Genomic DNA, 25,154 nt, shown 5'->3' on the forward strand with positions numbered 1-25,154 from the left:
CAGTGTATCTTACTTAGATGGTCGGTTTAATATCTCTTGAATAGCTGTGTCATCGATCAATCCGGTATATGAGTTTGTTAACACTAAACGCTCCTTTATAAATTGCGGCAATTCATTTAAAAATTTATCGTCATCAATAATTATGATTTCATCAATGGCTAACTAATTCATTGATATCCAATCCATTATCTCATTCTTCCTGCTATATTTAGGGTTGACTGGTAAGTTTACAATTGATACTTCATTTACAAAAATCCCCCGCACATTAAATATATTCTTCCATTCAGCTATACTGTATCTAAATCGATGGGTAGTTGATAATATTAATTCATCATTTAAAGGATCTATGAATGATTGTAAAATATGAACTGATAGTTCGCTAAATCTGTAAAAACCATCCTCCTCAAAATCAAGTTGCTTTTGAGGATTGGCGTGGACCATAACACCATCAATGTCTAAAAATATCTTCACAGGGGCACTGGTTAAATAATAAATATAAAGCCTGTTAATTGATATCAGAGCTATCCGCACCAAAAAACTCAAGCATGAGTAAAGAATATATACATATCAGCATCGCAAACGCAGAATAATTTTATTTCTTCTTAATTATATTTTGTCCCAAAATTGTTACATTTACACACCTAATTAATCCGGCTGTATTTTGCGCGGAAGCATCTCGTTTGCAGGCTATTGATTGCTCTGAAATATGATGTTTTCCGGTGCTGATGTGCAGCTCAATTAAGTTTTTGTGTAGAGGGCAACATTTATTAACTATTGATGATCAGGGAAAAACTTACACTCGATTATTTGTACCCACGAATAATTAAAAAGAGAACGTATCAACGTATTAAGGCCAGAACTATTGATGCCATGTACCGCGCCCGCGAACGCTTTTTATTCTCGATGGGCCGTTATGAGCAATACTCCATATTGCTGACCAACAAAAACCCGTCGCGCAATGATGTAACTTCCAAGCCTTTCAAAAACCTGGACATTAAGCTCAACTTCGCGGAGTTTTGCAGCGAAACCGATTACTCTAAATACGATCTGGTTGTACCCATGACCGTGCAGGACGTGATGCACTGCGATGCTTCCAGAAACATCATAAAAAGCGACCTTATACCCATACCATCATTAGAGGCTATTACCCTTTGCGACAGGAAAGACCTGTTGGTTAACAAACTGCGCGAATGCGGGTTAGGCCACATGGTACCGGCACCGCACTGTAACTACCCGTATATACTGAAAAAGAATGCCGGTGATTATAGTCGCAATACCTTCATCATCACCAATGCCGATGATGAGAAAGCCTATGAGCAGGAATTGCAAGACCCTGACTTTTTTACCCAGGAGCTGATATTCGGCAAAAAGGAATACGCATCGCACATTGTTTTCCGTAACGGGAAGATAGTAGCAAACGTAACCGTGTGCTACCGCTTCCCCGAGGCCGCCTACCTGCAAGGCAAGGCAACCTTTAACACCCGCAACCGGGTAATGAACAAGCACCAGGAAGCATTTACCCAGGTATTAAACGCTATTGGCTTTGAAGGCCTCTGCTGTATAGACTACAAGGAAGTAGATGGCAAACCCAAGATATTCGAGATCAACCCACGCTTTGGCGGCAGCTTGAGGTTTTATTTTAAGGGGTTGTTGAGCCAGTTGAAGTAAGGGGGGATTAACCACAACCGGGACGCTTGCGACTGAAGAATTTATTATATATTTCTTGTAAAACGACATTTGGGATAATTGACGCAACCAAGAAACTTAGAATTTCTGCCATTACCCTTTGTCGCATTTCTTTCAACTAAATCAGAACCACATTTAGGACAAATAGTGACTGAACTATATCTATCACGAAGCTCCCTAATATGATTTTTAGTAGTAAGTAAGGAATTATGTTTTAGGACTTTAATCTTCTGCAAAATAGATATTATATCAGCCTCGTTAAGTACTATTTCCTGATTCCCTTTGATACATCGAGCTAAACCTTTGTTTACAACATTTGACGGTAAAAGCGTTTTAAATTTGCAATCACCATTAAAATAGATTAATGTATTGACCTTAACCTCATTGACTTCCAAGTACTCTGAAAGAACTTTTTTTTGCCTGAAAGTTTGGTGAATAGGATTTTGAAAATAGAATTTGTAGCCGAATATAACTTGCGTCCATCGCGGCTGATTAACCGATCCGAATATCCATCCTTTCAGATTTTTTGTTTCGACAATAAATAACCCAAAGGGAGATACGATTAAATGATCAATTTGCGCTGTACCGTTTTGCGCTGGCACAATAACATTATGAACTTTTCTATATACGCGACTATCAAGATTTAACCACAAATGGAATGCGGTTTTCTTTTCGCCTATCCAACCTAACAAGCCCTTCATGTATGTAGTATTATTACAGCCACTTAAAATATTGTGAAGCAAGTTTCAATAAAATATTTGACATCATTACATAAAAAATGCCGAACATCTACCAGACATTCAGCATTTCAGTGTAGCCCCGACGAGAATCGAACTCATATCTAAAGTTTAGGAAACTTCTATTCTATCCGTTGAACTACGGGGCCGGATATTTTGAGCAGCAAATTTGCAAAATTTAGCTGACGCTGGCAATCAAGCCACAAAATAATTATCAGGCACCGTATTTCTTTTACCTGCTTATAAAAAAGTCGCCACGCTTGCGGGCAAACTCATCAAATAATTCCGGACTGGTTTCGCTCAATACCGATCTCGACACATAAAAACTATGCTGATAGGTTGCCGGGCTGGTTTCATTGCCATTAACCACAAACATGGTAAGGTAACTTTTAAACTTAAATGGCGAGTTATCGCTATTAAACGTGGCCTGCTTCACCTTTTCAGAACTTACCGCATCGCCATAAGTTTTAACAAGGGGTACCGAATGGTATGCTGTATCTGCAACAAATAACCTGTTATCCTTTAAATGCAACGTGTTAATGCTGCTTTGTGTATGTGGTGGTAAATATGTTGAGTATTTAGGGAGTGTTATATTGGCATTTATATTACCGGTAGTATACGCGGTAGCATTAGGCAACACCCAATTGCTATTACCCCAATAAAAGTAGTTTGTGGCGCTGCTGATAGTGCCGGTTAACGATAGCTGATCGGGCACATAACTTATGGCCTTATCATCAACTATCAAAGCCGATTTTTGCCAATCAATATATATTGGTTTTTCAAGCTTGTTGTAAACGTTTACTGTTACAGGGCCGTTTCGCCCATCAAACGCGTACGATATTTTTACGGAGTCGTTTTCAAAAAACCATTCGCCGGTTTTTTCATTCCTGCTACCGGCATTGCCGTTAATAACGTTTAACTGGTAGGTTGAGCACGAAGCTAAAAAGCCGCAGCAAATTGCCGCGGCAAGTAGTATACTTTTCATATGATATGGTAATTGGTAACATTTTAAACTTCGACCTAAAATTGAGCCCGAAGTTTAACGTCAGCGTTAATTTACCATATCATTTATTATTACCTGATCACCGATCCGTTTGGCATTTCATCCGCAGGGGCTACAAAGCTTAGCTTGCCCTCGGCGTTTTCGGCCATCAGTATCATACCTTGCGAGGTTATGCCTTTAATATCGCGCGGCTCAAGGTTCACCAGTATACTCACCTTGGCACCTACAATGGCTTCAGGCTCGTAACACTCGGCAATGCCCGATACCACCGTGCGCTGATCAATACCGGTATCAATGGTCAGTTTAAGCAGTTTCTTGGTTTTGGCAACTTTTTCGGCAGCCAGTATGGTACCTGTGCGTATATCCAAGCCAGCGAATTGCTCAAAGCTGATGTTCTCTTTAGCCGGGGCTACAGCAACCTCTACCGGTTGAGCGGCAGCGGCTTTTTGAGCCTGTAACTTTTGCAGTTGTTTCTCTATAACCTCGTCCTCTATCTTTTCAAATAGTAGTTCGGGCTTGTTCAGTTGATGGCCGTTCACAAAGCTCAGTTCTTCCTCAAAGCCGATAGTATCAGCAGGCCAGTTAAGCATGTGGAATATCTTTTTAGCCGTTGCCGGTAAAAACACTTGCAGGCAGGTAGCTAAATGGCCTATCAACACTAAACTATTATGCAGGGCTTCTTTAGCGGCTTCCGGGTCGGTTTTAATGGTTTTCCAGGGCTCCTTTTCGGTCAGGTAACGGTTACCCAGGCGAGCCATATCAATAACCGACTGCAAACCCTGACGGAACTTGAACTCATTTAGCGCCTTTTCCAGATCGTCATAACCCTTGCCTATCTCCTCGTTCAGGGCGGCATCCGTTAGTTGCAGGTACGGGCCCGATGTTTCTATTTTACCATCGTAAAACTTGTGCATCAGTATCATCACCCGGTTAATGTAGTTGCCCAAAATGGCCACCAACTCGTTATTCACGCGTGCCTGGTAATCTTTCCAGGTAAATTCACTGTCGCTGGTTTCAGGTAGTATCGAGGTAAGCACATAACGCAATTCGTCCTGCTTGTTCGGGAATTCCTCCAGGTACTCATGCAGCCAAACGGCATGGTTACGCGAGGTAGACAGCTTATCGCCCTCTAAATTCAAAAACTCATTGGCCGGTACATTATAAGGCAACACATACTCGCCATGCGCGTGCAGTACCGATGGAAAGATGATGCAATGGAAAACAATGTTATCCTTACCAATAAAGTGTATCAGGCAGGTATCATCCTCCTTGTTCTGCTGCTTTTTCCAGTACAGCTGCCAGTCTTTATTATTATCAATAGCCCATTGTTTGGTGGCCGATACATAGCCGATAGGCGCATCAAGCCAAACGTATAGTTTTTTGCCTTTGGCCTCTTCTAAAGGCACATCAATACCCCAATCAAGGTCGCGCGTCATGGAGCGGGGTTGCAGGCCCGATTTAAGCCATGATTTGCACTGACCGAATACGTTTACCTTCCACTCGCCTTCCTTCTCGTCTATCCATTTCTCCAGCCAGGGCTGATACTTATCCAACGGCAAATACCAGTGTTTGGTTGGTTTTAATACCGGCGTTTTACCGCTCAGGGTTGATACCGGGTTGATCAGATCGGTAGGGTTAAGTGAAGTACCGCATTTTTCGCACTGGTCGCCGTAGGCATTTTCATTATGGCAGTTAGGGCAAGTACCGGTAATGTAACGGTCGGCCAAAAACTGCTGGTATTCTTCATCAAAATATTGCTCCGAGAATTTTTCTTCGAATTCACCTTTCTCGTACAAATTCAAAAAGAATTCTTTTGAAAGATCGTGATGTATGGGCGATGAGGTGCGGTGATATATATCGAATGATATACCGAACTTTTCAAAGCTATCCTTTATTTGTTGATGATATTTATCAATAATGGCTTGCGGTGTGGTGCCCTCTTTTTTAGCTTTAATGGTGATGGCAGCGCCATGCTCGTCAGATCCGCAGATGTAAACCACATCGCGTTTTTTAAGGCGCAGGTAACGCACAAAAATATCAGCAGGTAAATATGCCCCCGCCAAATGCCCGATGTGTAAAGGCCCGTTGGCATAAGGTAGTGCTGATGTTATGGTATATCGTTTAAATTTATCGAGTTGTGACATTATGTACCGCGTTATTTATAATTTGGCAAAGATAATTCAATATGAGCATAACTCCTCCATATCTTAAAAAAGGTGACAAGATAGCCATCACCTGCCCGGCCAAAAAGCTACCCAAACCCATGACGGATGCCATCAACCTGCTGCAATCATGGGGACTTGAAGTGGTTTTGGGCGAAACGGTCGAGGCTTCGTACCATCAATTTTCGGGCGATGATGCTTTGCGGGCACGTGATATGCAACGCTTTGTTGATGATGACAGTATAAAGGCCATTATAGCCGCACGTGGAGGCTACGGCACTATCCGTATTATTGACCATGTGAATTTCGATCGCATGGCTACCCACTCCAAATGGGTATTAGGCTTTAGCGATATTACTTTGCTGCATAGCCACCTGTACAGTAAATACCAATTACAAAGCATACACGGGCAAATGCCGGTTAACATACCCGATGCGTCGGCCCAATCCATACAAACGCTCCACAAGGCCTTATTTGGCGAGGATTTGAGCTATGAGTATACATCCACCGGTAACTATAACATTAGCGGTGAAGCCAGCGGGACTTTAGTTGGCGGTAACCTTACGCTGTTGGTTTGCAGTTTGGGTTCGGTATCCGATTTTGATTACAACGGTAAGATACTTTTCATTGAAGATGTAGGCGAATACCTCTACTCTATCGACCGCTTAGTGCGCACACTTGATCGTGCCGGAAAACTTAAAAACCTGGCAGGCTTAATAGTTGGCGGTTTTACCGAGATAAAGGATAATGATATACCTTTCGGCCAAACTATTGAGGAGATCATTATTGATGTAGTGAAAGATTACGGCTATCCGGTTTGTTTCGACTTCCCGGCAGGGCATATATCTAATAACCAAAGCCTTGTTTTGGGCAGCACGCTACATTTACATATTGATAAGCAAGAGGTAACCGCAAACTATAAATAACCTCAGCTGTTTAACTACAGCTCACCAAACCAAATAAATTATGGCAGTTTTAAGCAACCTCGGCCAGTATAAGGATGCCGGTTTACTTTTATTACGCGTTGGCCTTGGCGCCATGATGATCTATCATGGTTACCCTAAATTAATAGGCGGCCCCGATAGCTGGGCACAGCTTGGCGCCTCAACCAAATATGTAGGCATTAACTTTTTACCAACCTTTTGGGGCTTAATGGCAGCCCTGGCCGAAGCGGCTGGTGGAGTATTGATACTATTAGGCCTATGGTTCAGGCCGGCCGCTATATTTTTAACCATTAACATGATAGTAGCCGCGGCCATGCACCTGGGTAGTGGCGATGGCTTAAAGGGAGCATCTCACGCCATTGAGCTGGCCTTTGTATTTGCCGGGCTGATTTTTATTGGAGCCGGTAAGTACAGTGTTGATAAACGATAAAATAAAAAAGCGGCTGTTGGCCGCTTTTTTATTTTCTTAATAATTCCACATAAAACGTTGTCGTTTAGTTGGGTCTGATGAAAAATCAGCCATCATATTTACAGTGAATGTTGAGGCTATGTTTTTACCTTGATAACTTGCCGGTATCCATTCAATATCAAATACCTTTTCGTTAATAATTAACTTTTTGGCAGCCTTAGCTCCACCGGCCATATACACGGCCGAGTAAGTAGCTTTACCGTTTTCATCAACTGAAGCTATAAGGTCTGCGCTTACAGTGCCTTCAGCAGACTTGTTCTCTGCCATTATTTTGCGTTCAAATTCAGAGCCCAACAGAGCAACATATTGTTCAATTGAGCAAATTGGCACAGGTATCATGGCATTTTTCTTAACATCCTTATCGTCTGTTTTTAATACCACATCCACCTTTTTAATAGCAGCGGTATCTAACGAAACCAGCTTTTTAAGATCGTAATTGTACCTTAAAAAAACCGAGCCATCCGGGTTAAAGCAGTACCAGTTACCTGAGCGTTGATCCTCTTTATAACTACCCCTTAACAGTAGCTTATTCTCTACCGAAGAAATTGTGAATGCGCCATTCAGTTTCTTGTCTTCACCGACGTTGTATACCAGCTTTGACTTGTCAGAAAGTTCAACGGTTTTTTCAACATTGTTTAGTGCCCCCATACTTAAAACACTTGTGATAAGCAGGCTTTTAAAAATAGTATTCATTGTGGGTAAGCGTGTTTAATTATAAGTAAATATAAGCATTAGCAAAATGCCGAAACAAGATTATTCAAAATAAAAAGGGCCACCCGTATGGGTGACCCTTTTTATTAATACCTGTATTAATTACGGACCTACGTAAACCAAAGTATCTACTGCTAAACGAGTGCTTGGAGCAGTACCCCAATCGTAAGCAAGATAGAATGTTCTGGTTGCAGGGTCATAATGGCTATTGTAACCAGCAGTATTTTTAAGAGTAGCGTTACCTGTTGCAGTAACAGTAGCTTCCCAAGTAGTAGGGTCTACTCTAACGTTCAATCCGTCAATACCACCAACACCGCTGTTATCTCTCCAGCCTGTTGCAAATGCATTTTGATACTGGCCTAAAGTTGAAAGGTATCTTGTAGCCTTACCATCACGCACACCACCAAGGTTTAAATCCGGACCGGCTGCACTGTTACGGGTAATTCTACCTTTTAACTGGTAAGTACCTTCAAACATGTTCTTCGCGTTGATAGACATCATGATAACGTTAAAGTTACCACTCAATACACCTGACGATACAGAAGTGATCTGAAGCGGAAGAGCATAAGCTTCGTCAAGATCAAACAGATCAGGGTTAAACACGATTGGCACTGAAGCACGTTTTTCACCTTTTTTAATTACAACCGAAGTTGTAGTAAACTGATATGCAGCAGCAGGCAAAAGAGTAAACTCAGTATGTTGATCGTCGTTATATTCTTCAACCTGAGCAGCAGTACCTACTGCAAGGTTTACAGTAATATCCTGTGGCGCGCTATCTTCAGCACCTGAATAGCTTACCTCAACTATCTGAGTTGAAGTTTTACCTAACTCATAAGCAAAAGTGTACAATGGATAAATACTGCCTGAAGGGCTCGTTATTTGAGATGGGTTAGCAAACTCGATAACGTTATGTGTTTTTTCAGGATCTAAAACTAAGCTATCATCCTTTAAACACGATGTTAATGAAGCCGCTGCCACAAACAATGAAAGCGCCTTATATATATTTCTTTTCATGATAATCTAATTATTATTAGTCGTTTACGTCCCAAAAAATCTTGTCTTCGAAAATTCTGATGTTTTGAGGCACATTAGATGCATTAAGTGTGTATTCTGTTTGTGGATAAGGAATACGGCTTAGCATTCTGTCTGCCCTTGTTGATGTTGACTGCGTAGATGCAAAAGTTCCTGTTGCTGAAGTACCAGTAACTGTAGGATAACCAGTACGTCTGTACTCATTAAACGCCTCATCAGCATTGATAACGTTCATCGCTATGTACTTTTGAGTGATAATAGCTTCAAGTTTCTGAGCATCAGTTGCAGCAAGTTCAAAATTAACCAAACGGTTAGTTGAATTCACATCATAATATTCAGCCAAACCTTCTGAAACACTGTAATACTCTGCACCAAATTGGTCAAGCAGTGTAAAGTGAAAAGACTGTCTGATACCTCTTTCAAAAGTAGCCTGAGCATCTCCTGATAGATATCCTTTAACAATAGCTTCAGCTTTCAAGAATTGCGCTTCTGAACCCATAAATACAGGTTGAGCTTGTGTTGGTGCTTTAGCTACGCCCGGTACCGGATCGGTAGAACCCAGTGCATCACCAGTATACCATGATGTACCGTTTTGAGGCGGAACCTGAGTGCTAAGAGTATTCTCATTACCCAACTGGTTAGTTGGTGATGAAGGGAATGCAGAGAATATTGAATAACCACGGTAATCATCGGCTATTTTGGTACCATTGTAAAATGATAGTATCCAGGTAGTTGGGATAGCCTGACCTTGAGAACGCTGATCATTCTCGTTTGCTGCAAGGTAACCATAAAGTGGGCTAAGTTTACCTGATTGTTTAACGTAACCAGGGTTAACCAAAGCATCATCAATGCCACCGGCATCACCAATAACACCTAAGTTAGAATCAAACGCTGCAAATTCAGTATTTGCAAAGCTCGATAATGCAGGCACACCAGCCATTTTAACAAGTAATTTTAACTTGATAGTGTTAGCTAATACTTTCCATCTTGCCATGTTACCACCAAACATAGGGTCTTGAGTTGCAAGAATTTCAGTAGTTGCAGTAGAAGCCAAACCGGTGTTGATATCAGTTATCGCTCTGTTTAACTGAGCAACCAGATCCTGGTAAATATCCTCAGCATTATCATACTTAGGAGTTAAAAGCGCAGCACCTTTAAGCGCCTCGCTGTAAGGAACATCATTGTACTGGTCAACTAATTTACCAAATACGAATGCTTTCATGATACGAGCCATCGCGTTAGCGTAAATCAATGTCGCGTCACCTTCGGTAGCATCTAATACATACTGATAATCAGTAGCATTATCATATGATGCTGACCATACACCGGTAAAGTTGGTTGATGTATAGTTTAAGCTTATAGTTGCACCGTAACCACCAACACCATAAATGTTAGCAAAGTAACCTGCAGGGTAAACAAAGTTTGAGTTGTAAGTATTAACTAAACCCGCTGTACCAACAATAGCACCAGGCAATACCAACTGCGGAGTAGACTCCGTAGGGCTGTTTGGATTATCATTAATATCCAGGTACTTTTTACATGAGGTAGCACCCAATGCAACAGCACCAATTATAAAATATGTTAATATTTTTTTCATGATCTCTTTTCTAATTATAATGTTATTGATAGAGTTGCACCATATAATCTTGATGGAGGGGTTTGGCCTAATGAAGTCAAACCGATTGCATTACTATCTGATCCGGCTGCACTGTACTCAGGATCGGTATAAATGTTGGTTTTAGGAGTCCACAGGAACAGGTTTCTACCTTGAATACTGATACGGGCACCTTTGATGTATTTAGTTTTACCTAATAGTGATTTAGGCAGATCATAACCAAGTGATAGCTCTCTTAATTTCCAGAAAGCAGCTGAGTAAACGTAGTTAGTACCTACGCTGGTGTTAGTTGGGCCTTCAGTCCAGAAAGCTGTACCACCGCTACGGGTTGTGATATTGTTGTTGGCTACATATTGGCCTGTTGCTTCATCTAAGTATGATGAGTTTGGAACAACAAATCTTTCGCGGTTAAAGTAAGTAGTTCTGATACCTGAACCAGAGAAGTCAAAGCTACCTGCGCTGTTGTACATGAAGAAGCTACCACGGTATTCAAACAAACCGGCTAAACGGAAGCCTTTGTATGATATAGCAGCATCTAAACCTAAACGATGTTTTGGCTCAGTGTTACCCACGTCAACCAGGTTAGTACCAACTTGTGGCATACCGGTAATGCGGTCAACAACAATTCGGCCTTGATCATCGCGGATGTAATCAATAGCTTTCAACAACGGGAATGATTTTCCTTCTTCAGCGTATACACCAGCTGCTGAGTATGTACCGATTGATAATATACGCAGGTCATTGCTGATTGAAACAACTTTGTTATTGTTGTAAGTGTAGTTAGCACCAACTGATACTTCAAAATCTTTTGCACGGTAAGGAACAACTCTGAAGGTAGTCTCAATACCTTCGTTGGTAACTTCACCTGTATTGGTTAAGTAAGTGCTGTAACCTGTAGCGTTTGATACACCTACCGGTACAGTTTGGTCAGTAGTACTTGATCTGTAATAAGTACCGCTTAATGATAATCTTGATTTGAACATATCGATATCAAAACCAGCCTCAACTGATTTGGTGATCTCTGGGTTGATGTTCAAAGAAACGATTTGGTTACCAACTGATAAGCTTGGGTTACCATTGAATGGATAACCGTTACCCTGGAAGAATGTTGGTAATAAAGCATAAGCGCCAAAGTTAGATGCGTTACCTAAGTTAACCTGACCTACTTTAGACACACCAACACGTAACTTTAAGCTTTCGATAGTTTTTGACTCCTTTAAGAAAGGAATAGCGTCAGAAGCGATGAAAGATAAGTCGGCAGCTGGATAGAAGAATGATTGGTTGCTTGGAGCAAGTACTGACCTCCAGTCGTTACGACCAGAAACGTGTAAGTACAAATAATCTCTGAAACCTAAACGAGCATCAGCGTACACACCTATTTGACGGGCATGGAAGTTGCTTTCGCCTGCGTTTTGGTTGTTCAGGTTGTTACCCAGGTTAAACAGATCAGGAACGATCAAACCATTGATGTTAGCGCTTAAGCCTTTGTAGTGGTTATCACGTACGCTTGAACCTAAGATAACATTCAAATTGAAATCTTTAGAGATCTGTTTGATGTATTGCGCCTGGAACTCAGGGTTTAATTGAGTGTTGTAGCTTGCACCATCACTAACAGAACCTAATATGTTGTTAAAGTTTGAAGTTAAACCTAACCTGTAATCAGAGTAAGTGAATTTGTTAGAGTATGATTTGTTTGATTGGTTTGAAGTTGATATACCAACACGGAACAAGAAAGATAGCTCTTTAATAGGGAACCATTTTAATTGGATGTTACCGGTTAAATAATCATTACGGGTTAAGCTACGGTTGTTATCCAAAGCGAAGTATGGATTTTGGTAGTACTCGTTGTAGTAACCGTTAGGGTTAGCGAACGGATCTGTTTGCCAATCTGAATATTGCAATAATGGAATTTGAGAAGGTGTTTGTAACACGTTGTCAAATACTGATGAAATTGCACTACTTGTGTTATACCTGTTTTGGATATAGTTTGCAGTGTAATCAAAAGTAAGGTTATCAAGCAGGTTTCTTTGGCCGTTTAAACGAACAGTGAACCTGTTGTAAGTATCACCCGGAATAGTAGCTTTTTGAGTAAAGTACTGACCTGATAAGTAGGTAGTGCTTTTGTCGTCACCTGATGAAATACTGAAGTCAGACTGGTTGGTTATACCATTATCCCAGAATTTATCTTTATCGTTACGAGGAGAGTATTGAACTGTTTGGATAGAACCATCAACCAATGGTTTACCAATAATTCTCATGCTGCCATCAAAACGAGGGCCATATTGCTGGTTTTCGTACGGAGTGTAAGATGGAACATCATCATTACCTGTACCTGAACCGTACTCTTTTTGAATTTTTGGCAAAAAGTTTACTTCTTCAATTTGAGTAGTGTTTGAGAATGTTACAGCAGTTGAACCTCTTTTACCTTTTTTGGTAGTGATGATCAACGCACCGTTTGACGCGTCAGAACCATACAATGCAGCAGCACCGGCACCGTTCAACACCTGGATGTTTTCGATATCCTCAGGGTTTAAGTTACCTAAGATGCTGGTTGGCACAATAACGTTATCAACAACAACCAAAGCCTGGTTATTACCTAATAACGACCTGTTACCACGTAACACCAAACGAATGTTAGGGTTAACACCGCTACTTACCGCGTTAACCTGTAAACCGGCAACTTTACCAGTTAAGGCACTGGCTACGTTGAACGCTTTACCCTGAGTTAACTGCTCAGAACGGATAGTGGTTGACTGGTTACCTTGCTCACGATTTTTGATCGCAACACCACCCGCAGTTACCACAACTTCGTTAAGTTGGTTAACATCTGATGATAATGAAACATTAAGGGAACCACTTGATGGAACAGCATGCTCAATAGTGCCGTAACCAATGAATGAGAATACCAGTGTGTTTCCTGAAGCAGGAACATTTAGCGTGAATTTACCATCGCCACTGGTTTGCGTACCGATCGAGGTACCTTTAACAAGGACCGAAACCCCAGGGATGGGAAGTCCATCTTCCTTTGCAGTCACTGTACCGGTGATCGTCCGGTTTTGCGCAAAGGTCTGCGTTACGCATAACAACAGAAAGCACAAACTTACGAGTAGAAGTTTTTTCATTTCGTTAATAAATAAGATCAGTTAATAGTTAATTGAACATAAAAGTAATGTTACATTATTAAAAAGTCAAATTTTATGTTAAAAAAAGTTAAAAAACTTCCAGCTAAATGCTTTTTAATAAAAAAATGAAAAAATACAGTACTATGTATTGCATAATACATTCTTAAACATATATCTTTGTATTATGATTGTTGAAAATACCCAAACCCAAATGAGGAAAGGCATACTGGAGTACTGCATTCTTTCCATTATTGCCAAGGGTGAAACATATGCCTCAGACATCATTGCCGAATTAAAAAAAGCGCAACTGCTTGTTGTTGAGGGAACTTTGTACCCCTTGCTAACCCGTTTAAAAAACAATGGCCTGCTTAGTTATAACTGGGTCGAATCCACGTCGGGGCCACCGCGCAAGTACTACGTCCTGTCTGACGAAGGACGAAAAGTGCTTGAGCAGCTCGATAAAACCTGGCAGGAACTGGAATTTGCCGTACGTACCGCCATTGGCGAGCGTAAGTAACCTATCCCCCAATCACCCTAAAAAATAATGATCATGAACAAAACCATTATAATAAACATCAACGGCACCGTGTTCCATATCGAGGAAGATGCCTACGAGATATTAAAAAATTACATGACTGATGTTAAGCGTCACTTCATGCACTCGGCTGATAGCCTTGAAATAACCACCGATATTGAGAATCGTATTGCCGAAATGCTGACCGAAATACTGGCCCGCGACAGTAAGCAGGCGCTTGTTGAGGCCGACATACAATTTGTAGTTAACCAAATGGGCCGCGTTGAGGATTTTGCCAGCGCCGATGAGGATGGCGAACCAACCCAACCCTTCTTTACTGAAACCAAGAATGCCAGCCGCAAACTTTTCCGCGACCCGGATGAGCGGGTTATTGGCGGCGTATGCTCAGGCATTGCCAGTTACTTTGATGTACGTTCGGTTTGGATAAGGTTGGCATTTTTGATAGCCGTATTACTGTTCGGTACAGGTTTTATGCTGTATGTTATTTTATGGCTGGTAGTGCCCAAAGCCATTACCCGTGCCGACCGCATGGCCATGAAAGGCGAAAAGCTGAACCTGCAAGGCTTTAAACGCAATTTTGAGGAAGAAATGACCGGACTTAAGGACAGCATGAGCAACTTTAGCCACGAGGCTCGCCCGTTTATTTACCGTGTACGTGACTTTGCCGGCGATTTTTTCACACACTTAGGTTCATTCTTCCGCACTTCGGGCAAGTTTGTCATGAAAGCGCTCGGTATAATACTGGTTATCTGTTCGTTTTTAACCATAATTGGTCTGGCCGTAGTTATCATAGCGTTTTTAGCTTATGGCAACATGGGTATATACAATTGGTTCCCTTTCAATATTGTTAATTATCAGGCCAATGTTATCTTCCTGATATGTGGATTTTTATTGGTGGGTATTCCTTTACTTACAATCATATTGTTGGCTGTAACCCTGCTGTTCAAAAACTTCAGCTTTAACCGCGCTACAGGCTTTACACTTTTGGCTATATGGTTAACATCGGTATTTGTGGTGATCTATTACTCGGCCCAGGCCACTGCCGACTTTAGATACGAGGCAAGCTTTCGCAAAACGGTTAACATCAAACCAATAAAAAACAACACATACTATTTAAAGCTTAATGATATTAAATACCTGACCGAGGAAGATAGCGCAAGGCTTAACATCAAGGAGCGCTTTAAGGGTTTAACCTTAGTAGAATCTGAATACAACCATGATTTTGACGGACCAGGCCGGAACGTGTACATCACCATTGAAAAAAGCGATGTAGCAACGCCCGTGCTTGTTGAAAGGTTTAGCGCACGCGGCAAAACTTACGAAGAAGCCCTGATCAATGCCCGTGCTACAAGCTATCAGTTTTTTCAGCAGGACTCGGTACTTAACTTTTCGCCAAAACTGGAACGCCAGCAAGGAGCCTTATGGCGCGCGCAGGATCTGCACATCACACTAAAAGTGCCGGTTAATGCCGAGGTAGTTGTTGATGAGGAGCTATACAGATATGCTAATGATATTGATATATGGGGATGCAGAACCATGAACGGACAGGACAGCGGTTCTCCAACAACCTTCGTTATGACGGCTGATGGCTTACAATGCAAGGTAACCACCCCGCCTGCCCCCGAAAACCTACCAACTTCTGATACTGCTGTAATAGCCAAAGACACCGTTATCACCACCATAAAAAAATGAAAGCCCTGATAAAATATATAAGCCTGCTGTTATTCAGCGGGCTTATTATTCTGCTTTACTTTTACTACCTGCCTGAGAGAAACAACGCTATCGGCACCCATGCCATTAGCGATATCACCAACCAGCCTCACCTTGAAAAGGCACATACCTACCTGCATAAAATTGCCGCCGAATTATTCCCGGTTATTAAAAAGTTTGATTAGGGTGTAACCAAGGGGTATGTTTTTGCATCTTATAGAAAAAACAGATGCCTGTTTTGTTTAGCACCATCTGACGCGGTTTAGCTGAAACCGCAAAGCCAGAATTTTTAACTAAAACACTTAAAAAACATGAAAATGCTTTTACAGGAAAAGTATTGCCCTAACTTTTATACCTATATTATATATATACGTTCGCTTATTTTAAAATTTTCGGCAATCACCACACTATTTGCATGTATATATACTACTGCAAACGCGCAAACCTTTACTAAAATATCCGGATCGGTATTAAACGAGGGTGGCAAGCCTATGGAATTTGCCACATTAAGCCTTTTACGAGTAAAAGATTCGAGTATTGTTAAAGGAACAATGGCCGACGCTAACGGAAAATACATTTTTGACAAGATTGCAGCGGGCGATTATATTGTTGCCGCCACTACTATGGGCTATCAAAAAACGCATAGCGCCAAATTTACGGCCGGTGCGCAAGCGGTAAATTTACCGGCTATAGCCATGCAGCCATCAAGCCAAAACCTGAAAACAGTGAACATTACCGCCGCCAAACCATTGGTTGAGCGCAAGGCCGACCGCCTGGTGATGAACGTGGAGAACAGTATTGTTGCCACCGGCAACAGCGCGTTAGAAGTTTTAGAACGTGCGCCGGGAGTAACTGTTGATAAGGACGACAACATTAGCCTGCAAGGCAAGGCCGGTGTTACGGTGATGATCAATGATAAACTGACCTACCTATCGTCAACCCAATTGGCTAACCTGTTGCGTTCAACTGATGGCAGTACCATTCAATCTATCGAGTTGATCACCAACCCATCATCAAAGTACGATGCGGCGGGCAATTCAGGTATCATCAACATCAAACTGAAAAAGAACAAACAATCGGGCTTTAATGGCTCCTTGACCGCGGGTGCGGGTTATGGCCTCAACTTCAGGAATAACAGCAGCCTGAATATGAATGTAAAGGAGGGTGACTGGAACTTTTTCGGTTCGTTTAGTCGTGGCGATATAAAGCGGGAGAATAATATGAACATACGCCGCAGTGTAACCAACAGTACTGATGTTACCTACTTTAATCAGCTTACTGAATTTGTTAACCAGGTACATTTTAACAATTACCGTTTTGGCGCTGATTACAACACCTCAAAGCGTAACGTGTTAGGTTTTATTGTGAGCGGAGATCACTCAAGTGGCTTTGATGACAACAGCAACCTCACCAACATTGGCCCATCATACAACCAGGTGGATAGTATGCAGAATACGCCATCAACCATTGATCAAACTTACCGCAACATTGCCTTTAACCTGAATGATAAGTTTGACATTGATACCCTTGGCCAAAGCATAAGCGTTGATGTGGACCACTCACGTTTCAGGAACAACAGCGTAGGTTACTATAATACCCAGTTTTTACTGCCTGATGGCACCAGTTACAGAAACCCGTTGCTGATAGCTAACATCACTCCATCAAAAATCACTATCAACACACAAAAGGTTGATTATGTGAAGCCGCTTAACAAAACCCTTAAACTGGAGCTGGGCGCAAAGTTCAGTTTTGTTAAAACGGATAACGATCTGCAAGCTAAGCTTGATTCGACCGGTACCGGATTGGTTGACGACCCCAACCGTACCAACCACTTTATATATGATGAAAAAATAAAGGCCGGTTATTTTAACCTGAGCAAGGAGTTCAAGACCACATCGGTACAATTGGGTTTACGTGCCGAGCATACCAAATCAAAAGGCGATTTGATAACTACCAATAATGTGGTTGAACGTAGTTACCTTAACTTTTTCCCTACGTTGTTTGTGAACCAAAAACTGGGTAAAAAACACGAGTTAGGCTTTAACTACAGTCGCCGTATTGACCGCCCGAGCTATGAGGATCTGAATCCGTTTGTTTATTACCTGGATCAATTCACTTACTCGCAAGGCAACCCATTTTTAAAACCACAATACACCAACTCGTTTGAACTGAACTATACTTATAATAAAACCATTAACCTGAGCTTAAACTATAGCCATACCAGCGATGTATTTACCGAGGTTATTTTAACTGATACCGCCCGCAAGGTTACCTATCAAACCAACCTCAACTTTAACTCGCAGGATTCGTACTCGTTGAACCTGAACACCCCTTTCACCTTTTGGAAATGGTGGACAGGTAACTTAACCTTTACCGGTTTTTACAACAACTTTAAAGCGAATGACCTATTAGGCGGTAACCTGAACAAGGGCCGTGCATCATTCTTCTTTAAAACCACGCATAATTTTTTATTGCCAAAGGAGATCAAGGCCGAGATAGTGACCTTTTACCAATCAACCGTAAGCTATGGTATATATAATATTAAGCCGCAGTACTCAATCGACTTAGGTTTTAGTCGTTCATTCCTGAACAAAAAACTGAATGTGAAGCTGGCCGTGAGTGATGTATTTTGGATGCGCCGCAACAACATTACCGCCAACTACCAAACGGTTGATCTGGATATTCGCCAAAAACGCGAAACCCGCATTGCCCGCGTTAACCTGACCTACAATTTTGGCAACACTAAAATTAAAAGCCGCGACCGCCAAACCGGCGCCGACGCTGAAAGCAACAGGGTTAAATCGAGGAATTGATAGGTTCTTTTACTATTGTGATGTACCGCATTGTCATGCTGAGCTTGTCGAAGCACTCGCCGCTTGTTTAGGCCCACGCTCTCCCTTCGACAGGCTCAGGGTGACATGGCCTACGCTACCTTTTTATATAATATTGTCATTTCGACAACGGAGAAATCTGCACGCGTTCATAGTAAAGCGACAGATTTCTCCTCGTTCCTCGTTCGAAATGACAAGAATTTTAAAGCGATATTAAAGTCCTCCCCCTCGGGGAGGATTATTCGCTAATAATTGTTTTTCTATTGGTGCTCATGAGGGCTTCGCCGTTTAGGAGGGGTTGACGGGTTAAAACTCCAGATCCAACAACACCGGGCAATGATCTGAATGCCTTGCTTCTGATAGTATAGCCGCGCGGCGGATGTGTGGCTCCAACGCTGAGGTGGCCATGTTGTAATCAATACGCCAACCCAGGTTTTTGGCGCGGGCATTAGCGCGGAAACTCCACCAGGTATAGTTATGCGGTTCCTGGTTCAGGTGCCTGAAGGTGTCAATAAAGCCGGAGTTAATAAAGTTCTCCATCCAATCGCGCTCGGTTGGTAAAAAACCGGACGAGTTGGCGTTTGATTTGGGGTTGTGAATATCTATCGCTCTGTGGCAAATATTATAATCGCCGCAAACTACAAGCTTAGGGTAGGTTTGCTTTAACTGTTGCAGGTAAGCACCAAACTCATCCAAAAAACGGAACTTAAAATCCTGACGCTCGTCACCGCTTGAACCTGATGGAAAGTACACACTCATTACCGATACATCCTCAAAATCAACACGTATGTTGCGGCCTTCGCGGTCAAAATCGGCAATACCGCAGCCGTACTCCACATGCTTGGGTATTTGTTTGGTAAATATGGCCGTACCGCTATACCCCTTTTTCTCGGCCGGGTACCAGTAGTGCTGGTAGCCCATTTCCTCAACCAATAGCAGATCGGTCAACACATCGGGCGTAGCCTTTATTTCCTGCAAACAAATCACATCGGCATCAGTAGCCTTTAGCCATTCCAGCCAGTTTTTGCTGATGGCCGAGCGTATGCCGTTAACGTTATAAGTAATTATCTTCATATATAATCGCCGCATCGGCGGTAGTAATGTAAATTGTAAGGCAAGTCCCCTTCAGGGGATTTAGGGGCGAAGTTGCAATATCTTATCCAACTGATTGCACTCCTTTTTGCTGAGCAACTCAATGGTCATAGGCACATCGGTCAGCGGGCGGTCGTTACCATCGGTTTTTTGTATGGCGATTCGGTCAACCATATCCAGGCCCGTGATCACTTCGCCAAACACGGTATAACTTTGGTCGAGATGCGGAGTACCACCAACCGCCTTATAGTATTCGCGCCAGCTTAAAGGTATCTTGCGGCCTTTCAAACGGGTTTGTTCTAACTTATCCAGTTGCTCATCGGTAAAGCGCTTGCCCTCTACAATGTAAAACTGGTAGCTGCTTGATGCCTTATCAGGATTATCCTCACGGGCAGCGGCCAGTACACCCTTTTTATGAAATATGCTATCGCGAAACTCCGCCGGTACGGTATAGGTTTCTTTTCCGTTGCCCAATGTATCGCCGGGTTTGGCATTCTTTGATTCAGGATCGCCGCCTTGTATCATAAAATCCTTGATCACCCGGTGAAACAGCGAACCATTTAGCGTACCCGCCTTTGCCAGCTTAATAAAGTTATCGCGGTGCAGCGGTGTTTCATTATACAAGCGGATGATACAAGTACCATAAATGGTTTTGATACGCACGTATTGGTTTTTAGGCCCTTTGGCAAAGGCACCTGTGGTGGTGAGTAAAAGCAGGGCGGCTACTAAAAGTTTCTTCATGTTAACCTTCGTATGGATATATGTCGGCAAAATAAGTTACCATAAGCGTTTTCAGTACCATCTCCTGCTCAAGCAGGGTATAGTTGGGTATGGGTTTCACCAGTTTCCAGTGCGGCCAGCCGTCCTGGTCAAGTCCCTCAAGCTCGTAAAAACCCATCTGGCTAAACAGGCGGCAATTGGCAATGTGCATTAGCTCCTCCTTTTGCCTTTTACTAAACTTGCGGGGCCCCTGCCCCAGCTCCTGTACACCTACCAGGAACAGCATCACCTTCATATCGGGCGTATCGGTGTCAAAATCCCTGGCGATATGCTGCTGCAACTCGTCCCATCTTTTATTTACTTCGGCAGGTTTCATACCGGCAAATATACATTTCACAAGAATGTTACCCTATGCTGATGAATTGTTTATTTATATTGACCTATATTTGTCCAAATTGCATTAAATCTTGAAAAAGAAGCGTTACACTTTAATCGCCGCCTGGCTATTACTACTCTGCTTTGTTGCAGGGCAGGTTGTAGTGTATTCGCATCAGCACCACATTTTGAAAGGCATCCATCATATTGATGCCAAAGTAAAGGGCCGAACGCAGGTTAGCGAAAAATGCCAGATATGCGATAGCATGCACCATGCAGACATGGAGCTGCACCAAAATTATGTTGCTTTTGACCTGCAAGCAACCGAGTTAACACACCCTTCCGCAAAATTTGATTTTAAGCCATTCGGCCTCATTTTAGCCGATGGGCTCTCCCCGCCTGTTTTCATATTATCCTAAATAAAATAGAGAACACACCTGCTGCGTAAGCAGTATTTTACTTATTTATTTTTTTCTGAACGATAATCATGAAATTCAAGCTATTGATATGCTTGCTATTGGTATTTGTCCAAAGCATGGCATCAACCCCTATAATTATATTAAAAGGTAAAGTTGTTGATAATAATAACCAGCCGCTACCCGGCGCTACCGTAACTTTTCCTGATCTTAAGATATCAACCCAAACCGACGCGAACGGCGAGTTTTCATTAAATAATTTGCCTGCCCGCGGTAAGTTTTTGGTACAGATACAGTTTGTTGGTTTCCGGACCTTAACCCAATTGGTTGATATGGCCGCTACCACCCCACCGGTATTTACCCTGCAACCCAGCGTTATTGAAACCCGCGAGGTTGTTATTACCGGCACGCCGATAAGCGGTAACAGCAAACAAAACAGCACATCGGCCACTACGGTTACCCGCGATCAGCTGCTGCGCCCATCAACTAATATTATTGATGCCTTGGCCAGCCAGGTACCGGGTGTATCGCAAATTACTACCGGCCCGTCCATATCAAAACCGGTTATTCGTGGTTTGGGCTATAACCGTGTGGTTACCCTGAGCAATGGCGTTAAACAACAAGGCCAGCAATGGGGCGATGAGCACGGCATTGAGATAGACCAATACGGTGCCGACCGTGTGGAGGTTTTGCGTGGCGCGGCCTCTTTGCTTTACGGATCGGACGCGCTGGGTGGCGTGATCAACATGCTCGACCCACTTACCCCGCCAAGCGGACAAATAAAGGGCGAATTTTTGACCAACTACGCTACCAATAATGGCCTTACCGGTACATCATTAATGCTTACCGGTAATGAGGATGGTTTGGTATGGCGCGCACGCGGGTCGTACAAAAACGCTTATGCCTTTAAAACTCCTGATTACTATTTCCCTAACTCAGGCTTTAACGAAACCAACCTTAGCGGTATGCTGGGTTTAAATAAGCAATGGGGTTACTCGCACATCAACTTCTCGTACTTTAAAAACAATATTGGTTTATTTGAGGCTGAACCTGATAACGGATTGAACTTTTTTAAGGAAGATGGCGAGCCGTTTACCAATGATGATTACAAAAGCCGCAGCCTGCTATTCCCACGTCAGGACATCAGGCATTATAAAATAAACTGGGATAATAACTTCATCATCGGCAGTGGCTTTTTAAAGGTTAACCTGGGTTACCAGAAAAATCAGCGCCGTGAGCTGGAGGAAAGCACTGATCCATCGCTGTTTTTCGACCTGAATACTTATACCGGCGATGTTAAATACTACCTGCCCGAAAGTAATGGCTGGCAGCCTGTATTTGGTGCAAGTACCGAGATAGGTAAAAGCCTGAACAAAGGCTCGGAATATTTAGTGCCTGATTATAACTCGTACGGCATTGGCGCTTTCGCTTATGTTAAAAATACCTGGGACAAAAACACCTTCAACGCCGGTATCCGTTACGATTACCGTAAGAACACAGGCAAGGGTTTGATTGAAGATGGCGAAGCCCGCTTTGAGCCTTTTACCAACAAATTCTCGAACGTGAGCGGAGCGTTAGGCTATACCCACCAGTTTAACGATCAGCTTAACTTTAAGGCCAATGCCGGTACCGCGTTCCGCGCGCCAAACCCTGCCGAGCTGGCTTCGAATGGTGTACACGAAGGTACTTTCCGTTACGAGGTGGGCAACCCTAACCTTGCCCCTGAGCGTAGTTACCAGGCCGATGCTACTTTAGAGTATGATAACAAATTCATCAGCGCCAGCGTAGGTATTTACGAGAACTATATCCATAACTTCATCTATGCATCGCATACACAGGGCGATGTAGTGCAGGATCAGGATGAGGCAGGCAATCCAACTAATTATGATGTTTATCGCTACGGGCAGGTAAACGCCAACCTATATGGCTTTGAGGGCAGCTTAACTTTGCATCCGGTTAGCTTTATTCACTTAGAGAATACCTTTGGCTATACCCACGCGCAAAACAACACGCTGGACAGGCCACTGGCATTTATACCGGCCGGTTCGTTAAGAAACACGCTGCGTTTTGAGCCGAACATTAAAGGCTTAAAACAATCGTACATTTATGTAGGTATTGATAACTTCTTTAAGCAAGGTCGTTTTGATGATACTTTTGAAACAGGTACCGATGGCTATACCCTGCTTAACGCCGGTTTAGGCACCACGGTAAAGCTGGGCAATCAGCCGTTGAAACTTTATGTGGCGGGCAACAACCTGCTTAACAAAAAGTATTACGATGCGCTTAGCCGTTACAAACCGGGCCGCCTGAGCAGCGAAGACTCAACCTTTGGTATTTACAACCCCGGCCGAAATATAACTTTCGGGGTTTACCTGCCATTCACGGTAAAATAATATAAGCTTACAAAACGCCTCCTGATAAATACAGGGGGCGTTTTTACTTTTGGAGGATAAACTTTTACAAGCATCTGCTGTATCTTACATTATGAAAAACATTGTACTTACCCTATTTGCCGCCATTTTTTGCCTGAGCGCATACGCGCAGCCCGATACCGTTTCCATTAATCTGGATAATGTTGCTTACCCCTACCCGGTCAAGTTTTTACCGGTAACTACCAATGGGCAGGATGTGCGGATGGCTTATATGGATGTACAGCCTACCAGCAATGCTAACGGCAAAACGGTGATGCTTTTTCATGGTAAAAATTTTGGAGGCTATTATTGGACAAACGTGATTAAGGCATTAACAGCAAAAGGTTACCGCGTTGTAGTGCCCGATCAGTTGGGTTTTGGTAAATCATCTAAAGCTTTCATCCATTATAGCTTTTATAAGATGGCGAGCCTCAATAAAAAACTGCTGGATACTTTGGGCATTAAAAAGGCGTATATACTCGGCCACTCGATGGGTGGAATGCTGGCTACAAGGTTTACGCTGATGTACCCCGGAACGGTTGAGAAACTTTTATTGGAAAACCCTATCGGTTTGGAAGATTACCTGTCATTCGTGCCCTATAAAAGTGCCGAGGAGCTTTACAAAAACGAGCTGAAAACTACTGCCGAAAGCGTGAAGAAATACTACCAGACATCGTACTTTGATGAATGGAAACCTGAATATGATTATCTCGTAAAAATAGGCGGCAATGTGAGCAAGAGCGCCGACTTCCCGCGGTATGCTATGGTATCGGCATTAACTTACGAGATGATATTTGAGCAGCCGGTTTGCCACGAGTTTGGCAATATCAAAGTGCCAACCGTGCTGTTTATCGGTTTGGAAGATAACACCATTGTGGGCAAGGCCTATTTATCGCCCGAAGAACAGGCTAAGCATGGCAACTACAAAAAACTTGCTCCCGAAACAGCTAAGAAAATTCCGGGTGCAAAGCTGATCAGCTACCCGGGTGTTAAGCATGTACCCCACTGGCAAATACCTGATAAATTTTTAAAGGATCTGACAGATAATCTGTAAAGACTTAACCTAATTTTTGCCGGTACAGGTTGTAGTTATCATCATCAAAGCATACAAATAATACTTTGGTGATGGTATTATCTATCGTTAAAAAATCGGCAACGGTTTCAATGGCAATCTCGGCGGCTTCCTGCTTTGGGAAATGATATATACCAGTGCTGATGTTGGGGAAAGCGATGGTTTTAACACCATTTTCTACCGCCAGTTTAAGGCTGTTGCGGTAAGCGTTGGCCAATAAAGTTTCGGCTTTCTCGGCATTGCTGCTGCTCCATACCGGGCCAACGGTGTGTATAACATATTTGGCAGGCAAATTACCGCCTGTGGTTATCACTGCTTCGCCGGTTTTGCAGCCGCCCTGTTTGTCGCGAATTTTAATGCATCCATCCAAAATAGCCTTGCCTCCGGCACGATGTATAGCGCCGTCAACGCCACCGCCGCCAAGCAATGAAGTATTGGCCGCGTTCACAATAGCATCAACCTGTTGTTTGGTGATGTCGCCCTGTATAACCTCTATCCTGCTGTTTGCCAT

22 protein-coding genes and 1 tRNA gene are annotated in these 25,154 nt (G+C 42.8%); 10 read left to right on the plus strand and 13 right to left on the minus strand.

Annotation, left to right across the window (positions count from 1 at the left end):
* Window positions 1-162 precede the first annotated feature (162 nt).
* The gene (locus tag IM792_RS18670) at window positions 163-471 is read right to left on the minus strand and encodes an HAD domain-containing protein (RefSeq protein ID WP_347343829.1); all 309 of its coding nucleotides are present in this window, start codon (window positions 469-471) and stop codon (window positions 163-165) included.
* A 306-nt stretch (window positions 472-777) separates the two neighbouring features.
* Between IM792_RS18670 and IM792_RS18675 the strand changes: the two genes are divergently transcribed.
* A complete protein-coding gene (locus tag IM792_RS18675) occupies window positions 778-1,668 on the plus strand; it encodes an ATP-grasp domain-containing protein (RefSeq protein WP_194103427.1) in 891 nt (296 codons plus the stop codon).
* A gap of 44 nt (window positions 1,669-1,712) precedes the next feature.
* Here the strand turns inward: IM792_RS18675 and IM792_RS18680 are convergent, their stop codons facing one another.
* The 4 genes from IM792_RS18680 to metG all read right to left on the minus strand — a co-directional run bounded on the left by IM792_RS18680 (window position 1,713) and on the right by metG (window position 5,570).
* Window positions 1,713-2,387 carry an NERD domain-containing protein gene (locus IM792_RS18680; RefSeq protein WP_194103428.1) on the minus strand — a complete coding sequence of 225 codons (675 nt, stop codon included), beginning with the start codon at window positions 2,385-2,387 and terminating at the stop codon, window positions 1,713-1,715.
* A gap of 113 nt (window positions 2,388-2,500) precedes the next feature.
* Window positions 2,501-2,572, minus strand: a tRNA-Arg gene (locus tag IM792_RS18685).
* Window positions 2,573-2,655: 83 nt separating this feature from the next.
* Window positions 2,656-3,408, minus strand: coding sequence for a hypothetical protein (locus IM792_RS18690; RefSeq protein ID WP_194103429.1), 753 nt, complete (start codon window positions 3,406-3,408; stop codon window positions 2,656-2,658).
* A gap of 89 nt (window positions 3,409-3,497) precedes the next feature.
* Window positions 3,498-5,570: a methionine--tRNA ligase gene (gene metG, locus IM792_RS18695; protein WP_194103430.1), complete on the minus strand. Its 2,073-nt coding sequence runs from the start codon at window positions 5,568-5,570 to the stop codon at window positions 3,498-3,500.
* 41 nt (window positions 5,571-5,611) lie between these two features.
* Between metG and IM792_RS18700 the strand changes: the two genes are divergently transcribed.
* Together IM792_RS18700 and IM792_RS18705 are read left to right on the plus strand one after the other, a co-directional pair.
* Window positions 5,612-6,514 (plus strand): LD-carboxypeptidase, encoded by a 903-nt coding sequence (locus tag IM792_RS18700; protein ID WP_194103431.1) that lies wholly within the window; start codon window positions 5,612-5,614, stop codon window positions 6,512-6,514.
* A gap of 40 nt (window positions 6,515-6,554) precedes the next feature.
* Window positions 6,555-6,962, plus strand: a complete 408-nt coding sequence (locus IM792_RS18705) for a DoxX family protein (RefSeq protein WP_194103432.1) — start codon at window positions 6,555-6,557, stop codon at window positions 6,960-6,962.
* 36 nt (window positions 6,963-6,998) lie between these two features.
* Here IM792_RS18705 and IM792_RS18710 read toward each other — a convergent pair whose 3' ends face one another.
* From IM792_RS18710 to IM792_RS18725, 4 genes are all read right to left on the minus strand, one after another.
* The gene (locus IM792_RS18710) at window positions 6,999-7,694 is read right to left on the minus strand and encodes a hypothetical protein (protein ID WP_194103433.1); all 696 of its coding nucleotides are present in this window, start codon (window positions 7,692-7,694) and stop codon (window positions 6,999-7,001) included.
* Between the two features lie 120 nt (window positions 7,695-7,814).
* The gene (locus IM792_RS18715) at window positions 7,815-8,726 is read right to left on the minus strand and encodes a DUF1735 domain-containing protein (RefSeq protein ID WP_194103434.1); all 912 of its coding nucleotides are present in this window, start codon (window positions 8,724-8,726) and stop codon (window positions 7,815-7,817) included.
* Window positions 8,727-8,742: 16 nt separating this feature from the next.
* Window positions 8,743-10,341, minus strand: coding sequence for a SusD/RagB family nutrient-binding outer membrane lipoprotein (locus IM792_RS18720; protein ID WP_194103435.1), 1,599 nt, complete (start codon window positions 10,339-10,341; stop codon window positions 8,743-8,745).
* 14 nt (window positions 10,342-10,355) lie between these two features.
* Window positions 10,356-13,481, minus strand: coding sequence for a SusC/RagA family TonB-linked outer membrane protein (locus IM792_RS18725; RefSeq protein WP_194103436.1), 3,126 nt, complete (start codon window positions 13,479-13,481; stop codon window positions 10,356-10,358).
* A gap of 184 nt (window positions 13,482-13,665) precedes the next feature.
* On the opposite strand from IM792_RS18725, the gene IM792_RS18730 reads away from it, so the two are divergent.
* From IM792_RS18730 to IM792_RS18745, 4 genes are all read left to right on the plus strand, one after another.
* Window positions 13,666-13,998 carry a PadR family transcriptional regulator gene (locus IM792_RS18730; protein ID WP_194103437.1) on the plus strand — a complete coding sequence of 111 codons (333 nt, stop codon included), beginning with the start codon at window positions 13,666-13,668 and terminating at the stop codon, window positions 13,996-13,998.
* A 33-nt stretch (window positions 13,999-14,031) separates the two neighbouring features.
* Window positions 14,032-15,708: a PspC domain-containing protein gene (locus IM792_RS18735; RefSeq protein WP_194103438.1), complete on the plus strand. Its 1,677-nt coding sequence runs from the start codon at window positions 14,032-14,034 to the stop codon at window positions 15,706-15,708.
* Complete coding sequence (locus IM792_RS18740; protein ID WP_194103439.1) at window positions 15,705-15,911, plus strand: hypothetical protein; 207 nt, start codon at window positions 15,705-15,707, stop codon at window positions 15,909-15,911. Before IM792_RS18735 ends, IM792_RS18740 begins: the two co-directional genes overlap by 4 nt.
* 126 nt (window positions 15,912-16,037) lie before the next feature.
* Complete coding sequence (locus IM792_RS18745; RefSeq protein WP_194103440.1) at window positions 16,038-18,539, plus strand: outer membrane beta-barrel family protein; 2,502 nt, start codon at window positions 16,038-16,040, stop codon at window positions 18,537-18,539.
* Window positions 18,540-18,863: 324 nt separating this feature from the next.
* Here the strand turns inward: IM792_RS18745 and IM792_RS18750 are convergent, their stop codons facing one another.
* From IM792_RS18750 to IM792_RS18760, 3 genes are read right to left on the minus strand one after another with little or no spacing between them, the layout of a single operon-like run.
* Window positions 18,864-19,631: an exodeoxyribonuclease III gene (locus tag IM792_RS18750; RefSeq protein WP_194103441.1), complete on the minus strand. Its 768-nt coding sequence runs from the start codon at window positions 19,629-19,631 to the stop codon at window positions 18,864-18,866.
* A gap of 60 nt (window positions 19,632-19,691) precedes the next feature.
* Complete coding sequence (locus IM792_RS18755; protein WP_194103442.1) at window positions 19,692-20,390, minus strand: peptidylprolyl isomerase; 699 nt, start codon at window positions 20,388-20,390, stop codon at window positions 19,692-19,694.
* 1 nt (window position 20,391) lies between these two features.
* A complete protein-coding gene (locus IM792_RS18760) occupies window positions 20,392-20,745 on the minus strand; it encodes a hypothetical protein (RefSeq protein ID WP_194103534.1) in 354 nt (117 codons plus the stop codon).
* Between the two features lie 91 nt (window positions 20,746-20,836).
* On the opposite strand from IM792_RS18760, the gene IM792_RS18765 reads away from it, so the two are divergent.
* The 3 genes from IM792_RS18765 to IM792_RS18775 all read left to right on the plus strand — a co-directional run bounded on the left by IM792_RS18765 (window position 20,837) and on the right by IM792_RS18775 (window position 24,625).
* Window positions 20,837-21,163 carry a hypothetical protein gene (locus IM792_RS18765; RefSeq protein ID WP_194103443.1) on the plus strand — a complete coding sequence of 109 codons (327 nt, stop codon included), beginning with the start codon at window positions 20,837-20,839 and terminating at the stop codon, window positions 21,161-21,163.
* 68 nt (window positions 21,164-21,231) lie between these two features.
* On the plus strand, window positions 21,232-23,553 hold the full coding sequence (locus tag IM792_RS18770) for a TonB-dependent receptor (protein ID WP_194103444.1): 2,322 nt from the start codon (window positions 21,232-21,234) through the stop codon (window positions 23,551-23,553).
* Between the two features lie 91 nt (window positions 23,554-23,644).
* Window positions 23,645-24,625: an alpha/beta hydrolase gene (locus IM792_RS18775; RefSeq protein WP_194103445.1), complete on the plus strand. Its 981-nt coding sequence runs from the start codon at window positions 23,645-23,647 to the stop codon at window positions 24,623-24,625.
* Between the two features lie 4 nt (window positions 24,626-24,629).
* Here IM792_RS18775 and IM792_RS18780 read toward each other — a convergent pair whose 3' ends face one another.
* Window positions 24,630-25,154, minus strand: a complete 525-nt coding sequence (locus tag IM792_RS18780; protein ID WP_194103446.1) for an O-acetyl-ADP-ribose deacetylase — start codon at window positions 25,152-25,154, stop codon at window positions 24,630-24,632.

The sequence above is a fragment of the Mucilaginibacter sp. JRF genome, assembly GCF_015223065.1.
Lineage (GTDB): Bacteria > Bacteroidota > Bacteroidia > Sphingobacteriales > Sphingobacteriaceae > Mucilaginibacter.